Here is a 16,787-nt window from a genome sequence, read left to right as displayed (position 1 = left end):
GATGTTCACCACCGTTCTGGTCGCCAATCGCGGCGAGATCGCCTGCCGGATCCTGCGCACGCTGAAGGAGCAGGGCATCCGCAGCGTCGCCATCCACCATCATGTCGACCGCAACGCGCCCCATGTCGCCCTGGCCGATCAGGCGGTGGAGATCCGGGGTGCCACCCCGGCCGCGGCCTATCTGGACGCGGCGGCGATCATCGAGGCCTGCCGGGTGACCGGTGCGCAGGCGGTGCATCCCGGCTATGGCTTCCTGTCCGAGAATGCCGGTTTCGCCGAGGCGGTCGCCGCCGCCGGGCTGGTGTTCATCGGCCCCGATGCCGGGGTGATGCGGCTGATGGGCGACAAGATCCGCTCCCGCGAATTCGCCCGCGCGGCCGGCGTGCCGGTGGCGCCGAGCGTGATCCGCGAGGATGATCCCGCCGGTTTTCTCGACCGGGCCGCCCGCATCGTCGGCTTTCCCATGCTGATCAAGGCTTCGGCCGGCGGCGGCGGCAAGGGTATGAAGATCGTGCGCAGCGCCGGCGAACTGGCCGAGGCGGCACGGATCGCGGCGGGCGAGGCCCTGCGCTATTTCGGCGACGACCGGATCTATGCCGAACGGCTGATCGACCGGCCCCGCCATGTCGAGGTGCAGGTGCTGGGCGACGGCACCGGCCGGGTGGTGCATCTGGGCGAGCGTGACTGCTCGATCCAGCGCCGCCACCAGAAGATCGTCGAAGAGACCCCCGCCCCCGGCCTGGCGCCGGCGCTGCGCGATGCGATCTGCCGGGCGGCGGTCGATCTGGCATCGGCGGCGAATTACCGCAATGCCGGCACGGTCGAATTCGTCCTGGCCCCGGACGGCGCCTTCTACTTCCTGGAAATGAACACGCGGTTGCAGGTTGAGCATCCGGTGACCGAGATGGTGCTGGGCATCGACCTCGTCGCCGAACAGCTGCACATCGCCGCCGGCGGGGGCCTGCGCTTCACTCAGGGTGACATGATGCCCGAAGGCCATGCGATCGAGTGCCGGATCTGCGCCGAGGAGCCCCAGGCCGGCTTCCGCCCGGCGACCGGCCGGATCGGCCTGCTCGATCTGCCGCGCCTGCCCGGGCTGCGCATCGACGGCGGCATCGCCCGCGGCCAGGAGGTGACGGCGGCCTTCGATTCGATGCTGGCCAAGATCATCGTCCACGGCCCCGACCGTGCCACCGCCGCCGCCCGGCTGGCCCGGGCGCTGGACGAGACCGCGATCCTGGGGGTTGCCACCAATGTCGACCATCTGGCGCGGATCCTGCGCCACCCGGCCTTCCTGTCGGGGGCCGTCGATACCGGCTTTCTCGACACCCATGGCGCGGATCTGGCCCTGCCGGAAACGGGGCCTGCCACCGCGGCCGGGGCGGTGATCGCGGCAGCCCTCGCCCATCCGGTGCTGCGCACCCTGATCCGCGAGACGCCGGAGCCGCATGGCTCGATCGGCTTCTGGCGGAACTGACCACAGAGATACATCGATGTCGATGCATACCAGCGCACCGGCGCGGCGGCATCGGCCAAGGGTGTGAAGGATATATCGATGCCGATGCATATGTCCCTGGACGGCCGCGACCATGCGCTGGACGTCGCCGCCCGTCGGCCCGGCCTGAGGCTGAGCGTCGACGGCGTGGTTCACGAGGTGCTGGATACCGCCACCGCCGGTCCCGGACGGTTCGCGCTCGAAGTCGACGGCCGCCCGGTCCGCGGCTGGGTCCACGTGGCCGGCGACGACGTCTTCCTGCGCCTCGACGGCCGCTGCCATCGCCTGACGGTCGATGACCGGCGGGGTGGCGACGCGGCCGCAGGGGCGGCAGCCGACGAAGTTCGCGCCGAGATGCCGGGCATGGTGGTGGCGGTGCATTGCGCCGCGGGCGATACGGTCGACCGCGGCGCGCCGCTCGTCACCATCGAGAGCATGAAACTGCAGACCACCCTCGCCGCCCCCCGCGAGGGCGTGGTCGCAGAGGTGCATCTCGGCGCGGACGCCGCCTTCTCGCGCGGCGACCTGCTGGTCTCGCTTCAGCCCGTCGACGCGGCCGGTGATGCCGCCCCCTTGCGAAAGATGGTTCCATGAGCTTCATCAGATCGGCGATCGACGGCCAGTCCGAGGAGTTCCGCCGCCGCTATGCCCGCAACCGGGCACTGGTCGCGGAATTGCGCGACCGCCAGCATGCCGCCCGCCACCAGCGGCCCGAAACCGATCTCCGCCGGCTGGAGCGCCAGGGCAAGATGCTGCCGCGCGAACGGCTGGAACGGCTGCTGGATCCGGGCACGCCCTTCCTGGAACTGTCGACGCTCGCCGCCGGGCTTGCCTATGACGGCGAGAGCCCGGGAGCGAGCAGCATCACCGGCATCGGCATCGTCTCGGGCCGCGAGGTGATGATCCATGCCGACGACGCCTCGATCAAGGGCGGCGCCTGGTACCCGCTGACGGTGAAGAAGATCGTCCGCGCGCTCGACATCGCGATCGAGAACCGGCTGCCGGTGGTGCATCTCTGCGATTCGGCCGGCGGCTTCCTGCCGCGCCAGTCCGAGGTCTTCCCCGACAAACAGATGGCGGGGCGGATCTTCCGCAACCAGTCGATCCTGAGCCGGATGGGGGTGAAGCAGCTGGCGCTGGTCTTCGGCCACTGCACCGCCGGCGGCGCCTATGTGCCGGCGCTCAGCGACTACAACGTCATCGTCCGCGGCACCGGCGCGGTGTTCCTGGCAGGCCCGCCGCTGGTCAAGGCGGCCACCGGCGAAATCGTCGGCGTCGACGAGCTGGGCGGCGCCGACATGCACACCAGCGTCAGCGGCACCTGCGACTATCCGGCCGCGAGCGAGGCCGAGGCCATCGCCATCGGCCGCGAGATCGTGGCGCGCTGGGATGCCCCGCGCAAATGGATCGCCGCGGTGGATACGCCGGAACCGCCCGCCTACGACCCGGACGAGCTGTACGGCATCCTGCCCGACGACATCAAAAAGGGCTTCGACATGCGCGAGGTGATCGCGCGCCTGGTCGATGGCAGCCGCTTCCACGAATACCAGCCGGCCTATGGCCCGACCCTGGTCTGCGGCTTCGCCAATCTCTGGGGCTATCGGGTCGGCATCCTGGCCAATAACGGCGTGCTGTTCAATGAGAGCACACTCAAAGGTGCCCATTTTATCGAATTGTGCAATCAAAACGATACGCCTCTGCTGTTCCTGCAGAACATCACCGGCTATATGGTCGGCCGCGATTACGAGGCCGCCGGCATCACCAAGGACGGCGCCAAGATGATCATGGCACAGAGCTGCAGCCATGTGCCCAAGCTGACGGTGATGTGCAATGCCTCGTTCGGGGCCGGCAATTACGGCATGTGCGGCCGCGCCTATGACGCCCGCTTCCTGTTCTCGTGGCCCGGCCACCAGATCGGGGTGATGGGCGGCGAGCAGGCCGGCCGGACCCTGGCCGAGGTCAAGGCCCGTCAGCTGGCCCGCAACGGCGCCGCGGCCGATCCGGAGCTGCTGGAAGCGGTGATCGCCGACACCCGCCGCGACTACGAGATCCAGACCTCGTCCTGGTATTCGACCTCGGAAATCTGGGATGACGGCATGCTCGACCCCGTCGACACCCGCAACGCGCTCGGCATCGCGCTGTCGGCGGCGGCAAATGCGCCGCTGGAACGCAAGGGCTATGGGGTGTTCCGGTTCTGATGTTCCGGTTCTGAACCGCCGGACCGACGGACCGCCCGCAGCCGGACCCCCGGCTGCGGGCGGTATCGTCTCAAGCCTCCGTCTCGTCTCAACCCCCGTGCAGGCGGCTCAGCCGGTGCGGCGGGCGGGTGTTACCGCGGCGGGGCGGGCGCGCTGGACCAGGAAGATGGCCGCGCCGGCGGCGAAGCCGATGGCATCAGAAACCCAGCCGCCCGAGATCATGGCCAGGGCGGCCGCCATGGCGATGATGCGCAGCGGCCAGCCCAGCCGGCCGAACAGCCAGCCCTGCACGCCCGAGGCCAGCAGATAGATGCCGATGGTGGCGGTGACGAAGACATGCGCCACCTCGAACCAGCTGCCCTGCATCAGCATCGGCGCGTTGTAGAAGAAGATGAACGGCACGATGAAGGCGGCAAGGCCGATCTTGAAGCTTTCGACCGAGGTCTTCATCGGGTCGGACTGCGCGATCGCCGCCCCGGCATAAGAGGCGAGCGCCACCGGCGGGGTGATCGCCGACATGACCGCATAGTAGAAGATGAAGAAATGCGCGGTCAGCGGCTCGATGCCCATGCGGATCAGCCCGGGCGCGATCACCGCCGCCGCCACCGCATAGGCCGCCGTGGTCGGCATGCCCATGCCCAGGATGATCGAGACCAGCATGGCGAAGACCAGTGCGACGAACTGGCTTTCCCCCGCCAGCCCCAGCAGCATCGACGAGAAGCGGGTGCCGATGCCGGTGAGCGCGATCACGCCGACGATCACGCCGGCCGCGGCACAGACCGCCACCAGCTGCAGCGACATCCGCGCCGTCAGTTCCAGCGCATAAAGCACCTCGCGCAGCAGCATGCGATGGGGGGTGAACCAGCTGACCACGGCCGCCGCCGCCATGGCGACGGTGCCGGCGCGGATCACCGAATAGCCCAGGAACAGCGCCACCACCAGGATGACGATCGGCAGGAACAGGAAGGCCCGGCGGGCCAGGGCCGAAAAGCGCGGCAGCTGGTCGCGCGGCAGGCCCTGCATGCCGTTGCGCAGCGCCTCTTTGTCGACCATGAAATAGACCGACAGGAAATAGAGCAGCGCCGGGATGGCGGCGGCGATCACGATCTCGGTATAGGGGATGCCGGTGATCTCGGCCATGATGAAGGCGCCGGCGCCCATGATCGGCGGCATGATCTGGCCGCCGGAACTGGCCGCCGCCTCCACCGACGCCGCGGTCTGCGGGCGGTAGCCCACCTTCTTCATCAACGGAATGGTCAGCGATCCGGTGGAGACCACATTGCCCGCCGAGGTGCCGTTGATCATGCCCATCAGCCCCGAGGCGAAGACCGCCACCTTGGCCGGCCCGCCGCGCATGGCACCGGCGGCGGCGAAGGCGAAGTTCACGAAATACTCGCCCACCCGGCTCGCCTGCAGGAAGGCCGCAAAGGCGATGAACAGGATGATATAGGTCGACGAGATCGCCGTGGTCGGGCCCAGAATGCCGTTGTCGGTGTAGATGAAGGCGAAGAACCGCCCGGGCGCATAGCCGCGATGGTTCAGCACCCCCGGCAGCCAGGGGCCGACGAAGCCATAGGCCAGGAACAGGCCCACGATCACCACCAGCGCCATCCCGGCCAGGCGGCGTGTCAGTTCCAGGATCAGCAGGATGCCGGCCACCGCCGCCCACATGTCGTTGACATGGGGGAAGACCTGGGCACGGATGCGCAGGAAATCGGCATGGCCGATGATGTAGCCGCCGACCACCACCGCCGCCAGGGCCAGCAGGGTATCGGCGGCCCCGAGCCGCCCCCGTCCGCGCGCCGGTGCCATCCAGGATGCGAGCAGGGCAAGCGCCGTGCCGGCGATCAGCGGATAACCGAAGGTATAGAGATGTTTCGTCGCCAGCGCCCCGGTCACGACCCGGTCATCGGCCAGGAACATGGCCGCCAGCTGGCCGGCTGCCACCAGAATGCCCGCGGCCGCCGCCGCCAGCAGCAGCTTTTCGGTCAGCCGGTAACTCTGCCCTGCCGGCGCATCGTCGCGCAGCGGCCGGGATGCGAACAGCAGGAAGCCCAGCATCAGCCCGCCCGACACATGCAGCAGGCGATAGACCCAGGTTTCGATCGGCTGCACATTCATCGAATAGATGTGCATGCCGGTATAGAGAATGCAGGCCGCGGCGATGATCAGGCCCATACGGCCGGTGAACACGCGCTGATTGCCGGCAATCACCTCGGCATCGACCCCGTCGGCGATGCTGTCGGCAGCGCCGCCGGGCGCCATCGGTGCGGATGACGACATCGGGCTTTCCCCCTTCTTATCCCCCAAGAAACGCGCCGGCCGGCACCCCGGGACCCGGAGGCATAAGCATCCGGGCCGCTCGGGGTGCGGCCGGCTTCGGGATCAGCCCTTCAGCCCGTCGCGGATGACGAGACCCTTTTCCTCGTAATAGCGCACCGCCCCCGGGTGGAAGGGCAGGAAGCCGTTCTTGTCGACATTCTCCAGCACGGTGTCGGCGGCCGAGGCGTGGATCTGGCGCATCCGGTCGTTGTTCTCCATCACCAGCTTCACGATCTCGTAGGCCAGGCTGTCGGGCATGTCGGCATGCACGACCGCGAAGTTCCACATCGCCACGGTGTTCTGCGGATAATCGTGGCCCGGATAGGTGCCGGCGGGGATGGTCAGCGCGCTCACCTCGGGATGGGCCTCAAGGAGGCGGGCCAATTCGGCATCGGTGAAGCCGAACATCTTCACATCCGCCTCGGCCGCCAGCTGGCTGAAGGCCGAAATCGGCACGCCGGCCGCAAAGACGAAGCCGTCGATCAGCCCGTCCTTCAACTGCCCCGCCGCATCGGATGCGCCGGCATAGGACACGTCGGCCTTGACCCCCAGCGTCTCCAGGAAGCGCGGCCAATAGGTGCCGGGCGTGCCGCCGGCGGGGCCGACGGCGACCCGCTTGCCCCCGAGTTCGGTGACGCTGCCGACGCCCGATCCGGTCATGGCGATGCCCTGGAAGGGGGTCATGTACATCGGGAACAGGGCGCGCAGCTCGCTGTGCTCAAGCCCCGGCGCCAGTTCGCTCTTGCCCGTCCAGGCCTCGCGCGCCGGGCCCATGGTCATCAGCCCGATGGCGTGCTCGCCGGTCTGGACCAGGGTGGCGTTCTGGACCGGGCCACCGGTCACCTCGCCCGAGGCATTGACCTTCAGCGCCTCGCCGATGAAGGCGGCAAGCCCGTTGCCATAGACGAAATAGGTACCGCCCTGGCTGGCGGTGCCGATGGTGATCTCAGACGGCCAGTCCTTGCGATCCTCGGCCGCGGCCGGCGCCACAAGGGCGGTGCCGGCAATCAGGGCGGCCGCGGCCATGGCGGCAAATCCGGTGAAACGCATCTGCTTTCCTCCCGTATCGTGTTTGTGCTTTCGGGAAGAACTGTTGCGGGAACGGCCGGGCGCGGACAACCGCCCGGACATCTCCAGCTTCATGAAATCTCAGGATTTTTCCAGAGATGGGTAGAAATCTACCCAGATCCGCCGGGCGGTGTGTAGCCGGGGTTACATGCCCTCGTCGCTGCCCACGAACCGGGTCTTGTCGATGCCGTGGCGGACCAGCTTGTCGTAGAGCGTCTTGCACGACAGGCCGAGCGTCTCGTAGACCGGCTTCAGCACGCCGCGATGGCGGATCAGCGCATCGATCAGGATCCGGCGTTCATGCTCGGCCATCAGATCGGCGAGCGTCGGTGCCGCCCCGCCCTCCCCGCCGGCCGGCGCCGCGGCCGGATCGGCCAGGCCCAGCGCCACCCGCTCGGCGGCATTGCGCAGCTCGCGGACATTGCCCGGCCAGTCGCGCCGCGCCATTTCGGCCAGAAGATCCGGAGAGGCCGGCCGGTCGGGCAGGCGGTGGCGGGCATGAGCCTCGGCCAGCAGCCGGTCGAACAAAGCGGGCACGTCTTCGGGCCGTTCGGCGAGCGCCGGCACGCGCAGGCTGACGACATTCAGCCGGTAGAGCAGATCCGGCCGGAAGCGCCCGGCTTCCACCTCGTGGTCGAGCGGCGTGCGGCTGGTGGCCATGAAGCGCACATCCAGCGGGATCGGGCTGTTGCTGCCCATCGGCGTCATCATCCGCTCTTCGATCACCCTGAGCAAACGGGCCTGAAGATCGATCGGCATCGCCCCGATATCGTCGAGCAGGATGGTGCCGCCGCGGGCATGTTCGAACCGGCCCATGCGTGCGCGGATCGCCCCCGGAAAGGCGCCCGGATCATGGCCGAACAGCTCCGATTCGATCATCGTGGCCGGCAGGGCCGAACAGGCGATGGCGACGAAGGGCCGGTCGCGGCGCGGCGACAGGTCGTGCAGGGTGCGTGCCACCAGATCCTTGCCGGCACCGGTCGGGCCCTCGATCAGCACATCGGCATCGGTGGGGCCGATGGTGCGGATCCGCCGGCGCAGATCGATCATCGCCGCCGACCGGCCGACCAGCCGGGTTTCCAGATCGTCGGCCTGCCCGGCCACCGCCCGCAGGCGGCGGTTGTCCAGCACCAGCTGCCGGAAATCCAGCGCCCGGGCGGCAAGGCTGGCCAGATGCGCGCCGGAAAACGGTTTCTCGATGAAGTCGTGCGCGCCTTCGCGCATCGCCCGCACCGCCAGCGGCACATCGCCATGGCCGGTGACCAGGATGACCGGAATGTCGGGGTCGATCTCGCGGATCCGGGTCATCAGGCTCATCCCGTCCAGATCCGGCATGCGGATGTCGGTGACGACAACACCGTCGAACCCGCCCGAAATATGCTCCAGCGCCTCCAGCCCGCCACCGAAGCCCTGGGCGGCAAGCCCGGCGAGCTTCATCGACTGCAGCACCGAGCCCAGCAGATCGGCATCGTCGTCCACCACCAGCACGCGGCCTGCGGTCATGTTCCCTCCCCTTCCCGATCGGCCTCGTGCAGGCGGACCACGAATTCGGCGCCGCCGCCCGGATGATCCTGCACCTCCAGCACGCCATCGAAATCGCTGACGATGTTGTAGGAGATCGACAGGCCGAGCCCCAGCCCCTTGCCGACCTCTTTGGTCGAAAAGAACGGGTCGAAGATCCGCGCGCGCAGCTGCACCGGCACGCCCGGCCCGTGATCGCGCAGCCGCAGCTCGACACGGCCCCCGGCCACGCGCCGGGCCTGAAGATGCAGCCGGCGATCGGCGGCATCGGCGGTCGCGTCCAGCGCATTGGTCAGCAGGTTGACCAGCACCTGTTGCAGCCGCACCGCCCCCGCGGTCACTGCCAGATCCGGATCGTCCAGGTCCACGATCAATTCGGCGCCGGCCTGGCGCAGCCGCCAGCCCAGCAGTTCCTGCACCGCGGCGATGGTCGGCGCCAGCGCCACCGGGCGCAGCGCCTGATCGGGCTTGCGGGCGAAATCGCGCAGATGGCGGCTGATCCGGGTGGTGCGGTCGATCATCTCCTGAATGCGGCCCAGATTGGCCTCCACCTCGGCCAACTCGCCGCGTGCCAGGAACAGGCCGGCATTTTCGGCATAATTGCGCGCGGCCGACAGTGGCTGGTTGAACTCATGGCTGAGCGCCGCCGACATCTGGCCCAGCGCCGCCAGTTTGCCGGCCTGGATCAGCTCGCTCTGGGTCTCGCGCAGCCGGGCCTCGGCGGCGATGCGTTCCTCGACCTCCTCTTCCAGCGCACGGTTGGTGCGAGCGAGTTCGGCGGTGCGCGCGGTCACCCGCCTCTCCAGTTCGGCCTGCGTCGCCTGCTGCACCGCCAGCCGCTCGGCCAGCTGACGGCGGCGCTGCCAGACCAGCATGCCGCCGGTGCCCGTGACCCCCATGGCCAGCAGGGCGGCGATCGCAAAGACCAGCGCATCCAGCCGCGCGGCCGCGGTGGCGCTCAACACCATCACCGTCCAGTCGGCATCCGGCATCTGCGTCTTAACCGCGAGATATTCGTTTTCTCCACCACCTTCAGTGGCAACCCAGATCAGATCCGCCCCGGCGTCGCGCCCCCCTTCCAGACTGCCCAGCTCCAGATGGCGCCGGGCGATCACCGGAATCTCGCCCACCTCCTGGTCGGCATAGCGCCGGGTGGCGCGCGACCGGGCCATGTCCTCGGCGCTGCGTCGGCCGAGACCGCGATAGAGCCAGTCGGGCCGGTTGGACATGAACACGATGCCTTCGGGGTCGGTGACGATGATCCGCGGATCATTGCCGGCCCAGGCGCGTTCGATATCGTCCAGATCGACCTTGATGACCAGCACGCCCAGCGCCCGCAGCCCTGCCGCCCGGTCGTAGACCACCACCGGCGCGCCGACATAATAGCCGCGCTTGTTGGAGGTGGTGCCCAGCGCGAAGAACCGGCCCTCGCCCTGCGTCAGCGCATCGCGGAAATAGGGGCGGAAGGCGAAATTGCCGCCGACGAAGGATTGCGGCTGGTCGTAATTGCTGGCAGCGATGGTCTCGCCGTCGCGGGTCATCAGATAGAGATCCGATGCCCCCAGCCGGGTGGCGGTGTCCTTCAGATACCGGTTGGCCTGATCGGCCAGCCCGGGATCCCCTGGCCTCAGCAGCAGCGCCCGGATCGTCCGCTCATCGGCCAGCAGCCCCGGCAGCCGGTCGAAACGCAGCAGCTGCCCGCGCAAGGTGGCCTCGGTCAGCCGCAACGTGTTCAGGCTCCGCTCGCGCAGATCGTGCAGATTGCTGCGGGTGACATGGCCATGCACCAGCGCCGTCACCAGGGCCGCCACCGCAACCCCGGCAAGCCCCAGGGCCTGGAGGCCCAGGCTGCGGATGCGCCGCCGGCCCTCCCCCTGCCTGCCGCCCCTCTCTCCCGTCGTCAGGAACCGGCCCTCGCTGTCTGGTGTCTGTGCCCGATCCGTTGTGCCGGGGTGGGGGCGGTGGGTCAAGGGGATCGGCGGGTGCAGGACTGGCCGACATATCGCAGCCCGCCATCGGCTTCGTGAAGCCAGACGGCCCAATATGTCGGCGGCGGCTCTGTACGACGGTCGTCGCCTGAATACGTCCGCCTGATTTCGACACAGGTCAGCAGGGTCATCCCGCTGGTCTGCACCAGCCGGTCCAGCGCCTCGGTCCCGGCCGTCAGGCGCCAGCCCGAGCTGCCCGACCGGCCGGCGGAAGACCACTGCGCAAGCCACATCAACGGCCGCCCCCCGCTATCCACGAAGGCCGCGGCGCGGGGGTCGTGAACCAGCGGGAGGGCCGGATGGCAGGGCGCGGCAGCTATGCCGGAGATATCGCCGCGGGCCTCGTCATGTTCATCCCCACGGACATCGGAGTCGTCGTACCGGAGCCAGCCTGTGAAGCGCTCGCTGAACGGCTTACCCGGATGATCTCCGACGCCAGGCACGATGAAATCCATGTGGCTGTCTGCCTGAAGCATGAGGTGCGCGACATCAGCCGCCCGGTCATGCGCAACCAGAGCCGAGCGAATGCTGACACGCTGCTGATGTACCTGCCAGCGCAGTGTGAAATCCCCCGCGACGACACGCCCCCCATCGGCCGCGCAGAGTTCCCGGGTCAACACGGCGTCATGGACTGAGTGCGGCCACATGTCGTTCCCAGAGACACGATTCGCAGCCACGTCACCGTCCGGCAACACGCCCCAGAAACGCGGCTCCATGGGCGGCGGGGTGCGCAGATCGCTGAGCCAGAACGGCCCGATCGTCGGCAGATGGCCGTCGCACCAGTCGTCGAAGTCCCCATACATGCCTGTGTCTGCAACGAGCGGCCGGGTCCCGATCAACTCGCCCAGGGCACACATCATGCCGTGCCATTCCAGATATCTGGAGAGCGGCGCCAAAAGCGGTCGCACGCCCTGGCTGTGTGACGAGGCTCCCAAAGACGCGCTGTTGAGACGCTTCGTCCGCGCCTCCCGTCCGTGATGACCGGCTCCACCATATCCCCACCGGCCGTCAATCCAGGCCTCCACCCGGTCCAGAAACGCGTCCATCTCCAGACCGAAGAAGGCCGCGGGGCCTCTGTACCAATAGGGTATGGTGTCGGTGATGTCGAAGCTGAACGCGCGCGTCTTCCCGTCGTGAAGCCGGCCGCCCGCCGCACCCCCCTTCCCCGGGCTGCGCGGCAACGCCCTCCGATTCAGACCATCGAGCCACAGCCGATCCGCATCGCCCAGACCGATATGGCCGCGCTCAGCCAGGCCAAGCAGCAACCGCCGCCCCGCCTCGCGCGCCATCAGATGGCTGGTGCCGCGCAGATGCGCCAGGATCTCCGGCGCATGGGGGGCGATCACCGCGGGCGCCGTTTGCGCCCCGCGCCAGAGGGTCCATAACAGCTGTTCGCGGGCGGCATAGACGTAGAAATCCCGGCTTGAGAAGACCGGTTCCGCCTCCACTGCCAGCTGCGCAATCAAGGGCGCCACCACCGGGTCGCCATCCTCGATCAGGATCAGCGCCGCATGGGCCGCACGCCAGCGCACCCGGCCGTCCATGTCGCCCATGGCGGCAAAGATCAGGCGGGCAAGGCAGAGGGTCGGATCTTCCGGCACCTCCTGGCCGAAGAGAACGACCCGCGGCTCACGCCCCACGCGCCCGGCGATGCGCGTGATCAGATCGCCGGCCAGGCTGTTGCGGGTTTCGGGGCGGACCCGGGCGGCCAGAACGCCGATCAGCGTGAACAGGCTGTCGGCCGAGAGATGGTCGGCATTGCGGGCGATCGCGTCCAGAAGCCCCTCGGCCTGCGCCTCCGGCGGCAGGCCCGTCGCCTGCAGCAGGTTTTCGATGCCGCGCGGGTTCTGACCGGTCCATGCGAGAAGAGTGGGCAGCGCGTCCGGCAGATGGGGGATCAGGTTCTCGCGCGCCCAGTTGGCGACCGGTGCATAATCCCGCCACCTCTTGATGATCCGGGGCAATACGATCCACAGATCTCCGCGCGGCGCGGCACTGGCCACGGCGGCCTCCAGAAAACCCACCCGGAGATGGCGCCCGCCGACCCGCGCGGCAAGCCGGACATAGTCGATCATCGGTTCTGCCAGGGCCGCCCTCACCGCCTCGGCTGTCGTCAGCGGCGGGTCTGCGGGCGGATCTGAAGGCGTGGAGGCCGCCCCACTCGCCCCCGACAAATTCCAGGATTGCATCTGCTCGTACCAGTCCTGGGCCGCCAGCCGGGACGGGCTCGCGGCCGCGCCCGGCAGGCCGCCGATCTGCTCGAAGGTCGCCATTGCCTGCGCGGGGTCTCCGGAGATCAGAGCGTCGTGCAGCTCGCGGGCGATGATGCTCTCGGGCACCGGGGTTCCGCCGGCGATCCGGGCAAGAGTCGGGCAGTCATCACCCGCCAGACAGGCGAGCGCATATCGGCGGGTCAGGCCCAGGGCCTCGCCCGCCCGGCTGGTCAGCAGAGCCGGGATGGTGGTCTCATACGCCACCTCCCCGAGATCGTGCCAGCGGGCGGCAGCGGCCAGGCCGACCCCGAGATCCGCCGCAGCGATGCCGGTGATGACATCCGCCCAGGGAAAGCCGTCCCAGGCGAGCGCCACGGCCGTGGCCCCGGCGGCATCCCCCAGCCGCTGCGCAAGCCTCAGGCGGTCCGCCCGCGTCCCGCCCAGCCCCGCCCGGCTGACCGCCGAGGCGGCGGCCAGCTCCGCCGCCGCCTCGATATCGACCTTTTCAGTACTTCTGATCGCTTCAGCGAAGAAATGCTGTGCCAGATCGGGATCAATAGGCAGGGCGGCCCGGGCGCAGTCAGCCTGCGCGTCCGACAGGTGTTTCGCCGAACCGAACGCCCCCGGCAGCGATGTTTCCAGGATCGAGAGCAGGGCCGCCGCCGCGTCATGGCCCTGAGGTGTCAGGGTCAGCGACCGGACGAGATCGATCTGGACGTCGGTCAGCGAGACCTGCCAACTCTTCAGCAGCCTCCACATGCCCTCGAAGAGGGTTGTAACGTCCGTGCCACCCAGACATTGATGCAGTATATGGGCGCGAAGGAGCAGGCAGACGGCGTCCCGATGAAGCGTCATTTCATTTGGGTGTTCGGCGTGCATCGCCGAAGTGAAAGTCGCCCACGCAGCATCGGTATCCGCCTCCCGGGTAAAAAACGACATCGTTGCACGCGCGCCACCCCAAGGCCTGATCAGAGAAATCAATGCCCTGTTACGATGGTCGCTCAAGAACTGCTCCCGGCTTGGCTCATCATCGTGATGGTGCTGTCGTTGGCCAGCAGGGTGCGACGTTGGCATCTCCTTCTCGGGAATGAGCCAGGTTTCGATATCTACCGGGCTGCCGTCGAGCACTTCGCGCAGAGCAAACATCCGGGCATAGTGCACGGCCTTCGCCCGGACTCCAGAAAGCGCTTCCTCGTCGTCGACATCCGGCCGCGGAAACGCCTTATCGATAATGGTCCGCACCGTGTCGTGGAGGCCAGGATCGATCACCGCCCGTTCGCACAGGAACAGGACGGCCTCATCCGTGGCGAGGAGCGGTTGGTTGCGGGGTCTGTTGCCGGATTGGGACGACCAGCGGGCACGGCTCGCCCCGGCCAGCCGCCGCAAGGTCGCACGGAGGATCGGATCGTCGAAGCCGATCCCCGCAAGCAGCGCAGCCGTCATCAGCGGGGCCAGAATGACCGGTGGCCAGCGTTTCCCGTCCATGACCTCCAGCAGGACCTGCGGTCGCCACCCGGCATCCTGTTCGGCGAGGATGCGGAACACCCCCGTCAGAGCTGTGAGCGGGCGCCAGCGCCTCAGGCGGCGCAAGGCCATTTCCTGACCCGATATGTCGCGGTTGAACCGGTACTCGGCCGCAAGCATCTCGTCGTTGACGTCACGACCGTCGAGCCTGTCCCGGTGGTATCTGAGATAGATCTCCCACCACAATTCATGGCGGCGTGCTGCGATCTTGTCGGTCTCCGCCAGGGCTGCCGCCAGTTCGACATCAAGTCGCGCACGATGTTCCCGGTGCGTCGGATCAGACAGAACCAGCCGCTCCGCCGTTTCCCGCTCAAACCGACACGCCAGATCCAGATTGCCCAGGATCAGCTCGTTCAGCAGCCTCTGCCGATGCAGCCCTTCTGCCTGCGCGATCAGCAGCAGGGTCGCCTGATCGATATCGTCGCGCGCACGGCAGGCCCGGATGGCGAGGGCAAGGCGCTGCGTCTTCACATAGGCCTTGGTCCCCTCCGACATGTCGTCCGGAAAGGCCGGATCTCCCCTGACCAGATCATAGAGCGCATCGAGGCGATCCGCGCCGACCAGCACCTGACCCAGCGCCCGGGCGGCCCAGGCATCCTGCCCGGCCCGGGCCTGGATCAGATCTGCGGCGGCAGAAAGCAGCGCCGGTCCGTCGGCGGCCGTTTCGATCCCGACGACATGTTCGAAATCCTCGTCGGTGAACGACCAGCCGCCCGGATGATGGGTCAGACCGCCGGTATCGGTGGCGATGTCCTGAATATCCGGGGCCGTCAGGCCGGTGACCGCCGCCAGGATCTCGCCCGGCACCGGCCGGGGCAAACGGGCGAGCGCGCCCAGCACCCGCCACACCAGCCGCTCGTCGGCAAACCGGATCCCCGCTTCCCTGATCCGCTTCCGGAACAGCGGATCCAGCCCCGGTTCCCGCGGCAGCAGACGCTCGACCGCCTGCCCTGCCCCATCCTCCTTGAGGCCGTCCACCGCATAGGCCAGGCGCCGCGGATTGCCGCCGGTCAGGTCGAACAGCCGGTCGGCGACAGCCACCGGCCATGCCGGTTGCCGTAGCGCCACGAAGCTGCGGGTCTCGGCCTCATCGAAGGGCTCGATCAGAAAGTCTTCATAGCGCCAGGCCGGCCCCACCTCGTCCAGCCGGGCGGTCCGGCAGGTCACCACGATGCGGACATTGTCGGGCCAGCCGCTTGCCGCCTGAAGGGGATCGAGAAAGCAGTCGTCCCTCCAATGCTCCGCCGCCTTGCGGGCATTGTCGACCGCATCGAAGACCAGCACCAGCCGCGCCGCCGGATCCCGGTCCGCCAGGATCCGGGATGCCGCCGTCACCCGGCGATGAAAAACCCTGAACGGCTCGGCGCTGATCGTCTGGCGCCGGATGACGAAGGGCGTGCGCAGCCGCGCCGCCATCTCGTTGCCGATCTGGATGAAGGCCTGCTCCGGCCGGTGGCGACCGGCATCGCTCGCCAGGAACAGCCCGCCGCCATAACAATCATAGACGAAGACCTCCGATCCTGGGGGTAGCAACCCCCCAAGCGCGGTCACCAGACTGGTCTTGCCGCAGCCGCCATCGGCATGGATCCGCAAGGGCCGTTCAGCCGGTGCGGTCAGTTTCTCCACCAGCGTACGCGCCACCCGGCGCGTGATCAGGTGTTCCGGCGGGATGATCCGTGACGGTGCCGGAAACAGATCCGCCTCGGTCCCGATCCCCAGCCAGCTCAGCACCGTTTCCCGCGTGATCTCCGGCTCTTGCCGTCCCTCGGGCAGCATCAGCTCCATGATCTTCTGCCGGAAATAATCGGCATCGGACCGCGCATCGCCATCGATGCTCGTCGCAAGCCGGGCGATAACCTCCGTCTGCAAGCGCAGGCGTGAAACCTCGCCGAAGCCCGCCAGATCCCAGGCCCTGAGAAAGCGGCGCAGCTGGTCGGCATCCAGCGTCAGTTTTTCGCAAAGCTCTTGCCCGCGTGCTTCGACCGCCGCCTCGACCGGCCCCTCGCCCCGCAATGCCTCGACTTCGCGCGCGACCTCCCCGGCAAGCGGCTGGTTGGTGACGATGGAGAAGCACCCCTGCAGTTCGCCGGCCGTCGTCAGCCCGGCAAGCTTGCCCAGAACGCTGCTTTCGGGCTTGCGGGGGTTTTTGGGCGTCAGCAGCCGCGCCCAGCTCCAGGCCTGTTCCGGATGACTTGCCGAGTATTTGAGCTGGAGATAGCGAAAGCTGCCGTCGCTCAGCCTCAAGGTAACGTCCACCGCCTGGCCATGCTCTCCAAGGCCTTGGTGAACCGCATCCCCGGGCAGACCCTCGACGGTGATACCGGCAACCGGACTGTCGGGGTCCAGCAGCTGCAGCACTTCCCGGGCCACCCAGCGGTGGTGGAAATCATCCCCGGCGCCCGAGGCCGATGCACCAAGCAGGCTGTCCTTCACGGCACCATCACCTCGATCACCCTGC

Annotated in this window: 8 protein-coding genes; 3 read left to right on the top strand and 5 right to left on the bottom strand. The window is 68.3% G+C overall.

Going from position 1 to position 16,787, the window contains the following annotated elements:
- Position 1: 1 nt before the first annotated feature.
- The 3 genes from TMO_RS18700 (at position 2) to TMO_RS18690 (ending at position 3,693) form a co-directional block, all read left to right on the top strand.
- Positions 2-1,477: an acetyl/propionyl/methylcrotonyl-CoA carboxylase subunit alpha gene (locus tag TMO_RS18700; protein ID WP_014747238.1), complete on the top strand. Its 1,476-nt coding sequence runs from the start codon at positions 2-4 to the stop codon at positions 1,475-1,477.
- Between the two features lie 84 nt (positions 1,478-1,561).
- Positions 1,562-2,089: a biotin/lipoyl-containing protein gene (locus TMO_RS29735; protein ID WP_228382348.1), complete on the top strand. Its 528-nt coding sequence runs from the start codon at positions 1,562-1,564 to the stop codon at positions 2,087-2,089.
- Positions 2,086-3,693, top strand: a complete 1,608-nt coding sequence (locus tag TMO_RS18690; protein WP_014747236.1) for an acyl-CoA carboxylase subunit beta — start codon at positions 2,086-2,088, stop codon at positions 3,691-3,693. The genes TMO_RS29735 and TMO_RS18690 overlap by 4 nt, the downstream gene beginning before the upstream one ends.
- 108 nt (positions 3,694-3,801) lie before the next feature.
- Here the strand turns inward: TMO_RS18690 and TMO_RS18685 are convergent, their stop codons facing one another.
- The 5 genes from TMO_RS18685 to TMO_RS18665 all read right to left on the bottom strand — a co-directional run bounded on the left by TMO_RS18685 (position 3,802) and on the right by TMO_RS18665 (position 16,762).
- Entirely contained in the window at positions 3,802-5,976 is a 2,175-nt protein-coding gene (locus TMO_RS18685) for a TRAP transporter permease (RefSeq protein ID WP_014747235.1), read from the bottom strand.
- A gap of 102 nt (positions 5,977-6,078) precedes the next feature.
- A complete protein-coding gene (locus TMO_RS18680) occupies positions 6,079-7,065 on the bottom strand; it encodes a TAXI family TRAP transporter solute-binding subunit (RefSeq protein WP_014747234.1) in 987 nt (328 codons plus the stop codon).
- Positions 7,066-7,227: 162 nt separating this feature from the next.
- Entirely contained in the window at positions 7,228-8,586 is a 1,359-nt protein-coding gene (locus TMO_RS18675) for a sigma-54-dependent transcriptional regulator (protein WP_014747233.1), read from the bottom strand.
- Complete coding sequence (locus tag TMO_RS18670; protein ID WP_228382347.1) at positions 8,583-10,574, bottom strand: sensor histidine kinase; 1,992 nt, start codon at positions 10,572-10,574, stop codon at positions 8,583-8,585. Before TMO_RS18670 ends, TMO_RS18675 begins: the two co-directional genes overlap by 4 nt.
- Positions 10,571-16,762, bottom strand: coding sequence for a hypothetical protein (locus tag TMO_RS18665; protein ID WP_014747231.1), 6,192 nt, complete (start codon positions 16,760-16,762; stop codon positions 10,571-10,573). The genes TMO_RS18670 and TMO_RS18665 overlap by 4 nt, the downstream gene beginning before the upstream one ends.
- Positions 16,763-16,787 lie beyond the last annotated feature (25 nt).

The sequence above is a fragment of the Tistrella mobilis KA081020-065 genome (genome assembly GCF_000264455.2).
In the GTDB taxonomy this organism is placed as follows: Bacteria; Pseudomonadota; Alphaproteobacteria; order Tistrellales; family Tistrellaceae; genus Tistrella; species Tistrella mobilis.
The sequence above is the reverse complement of the archived record's forward strand: the minus strand, read 5'-3'. Positions and strand labels throughout refer to the sequence as shown.

Excerpts from the sequence above, each read along its gene's own strand:
- TMO_RS18700 (WP_014747238.1), top strand. The coding sequence starts at position 2 with ATGTTCACCACCGTTCTGGTCGCCAATCGCGGCGAGATCGCCTGCCGG.
- TMO_RS18685 (WP_014747235.1), bottom strand. The coding sequence starts at position 5,976 with ATGTCGTCATCCGCACCGATGGCGCCCGGCGGCGCTGCCGACAGCATC.
- TMO_RS18690 (WP_014747236.1), top strand. The coding sequence starts at position 2,086 with ATGAGCTTCATCAGATCGGCGATCGACGGCCAGTCCGAGGAGTTCCGC.
- TMO_RS18680 (WP_014747234.1), bottom strand. The coding sequence starts at position 7,065 with ATGCGTTTCACCGGATTTGCCGCCATGGCCGCGGCCGCCCTGATTGCC.
- TMO_RS29735 (WP_228382348.1), top strand. The coding sequence starts at position 1,562 with ATGCATATGTCCCTGGACGGCCGCGACCATGCGCTGGACGTCGCCGCC.
- TMO_RS18675 (WP_014747233.1), bottom strand. The coding sequence starts at position 8,586 with ATGACCGCAGGCCGCGTGCTGGTGGTGGACGACGATGCCGATCTGCTG.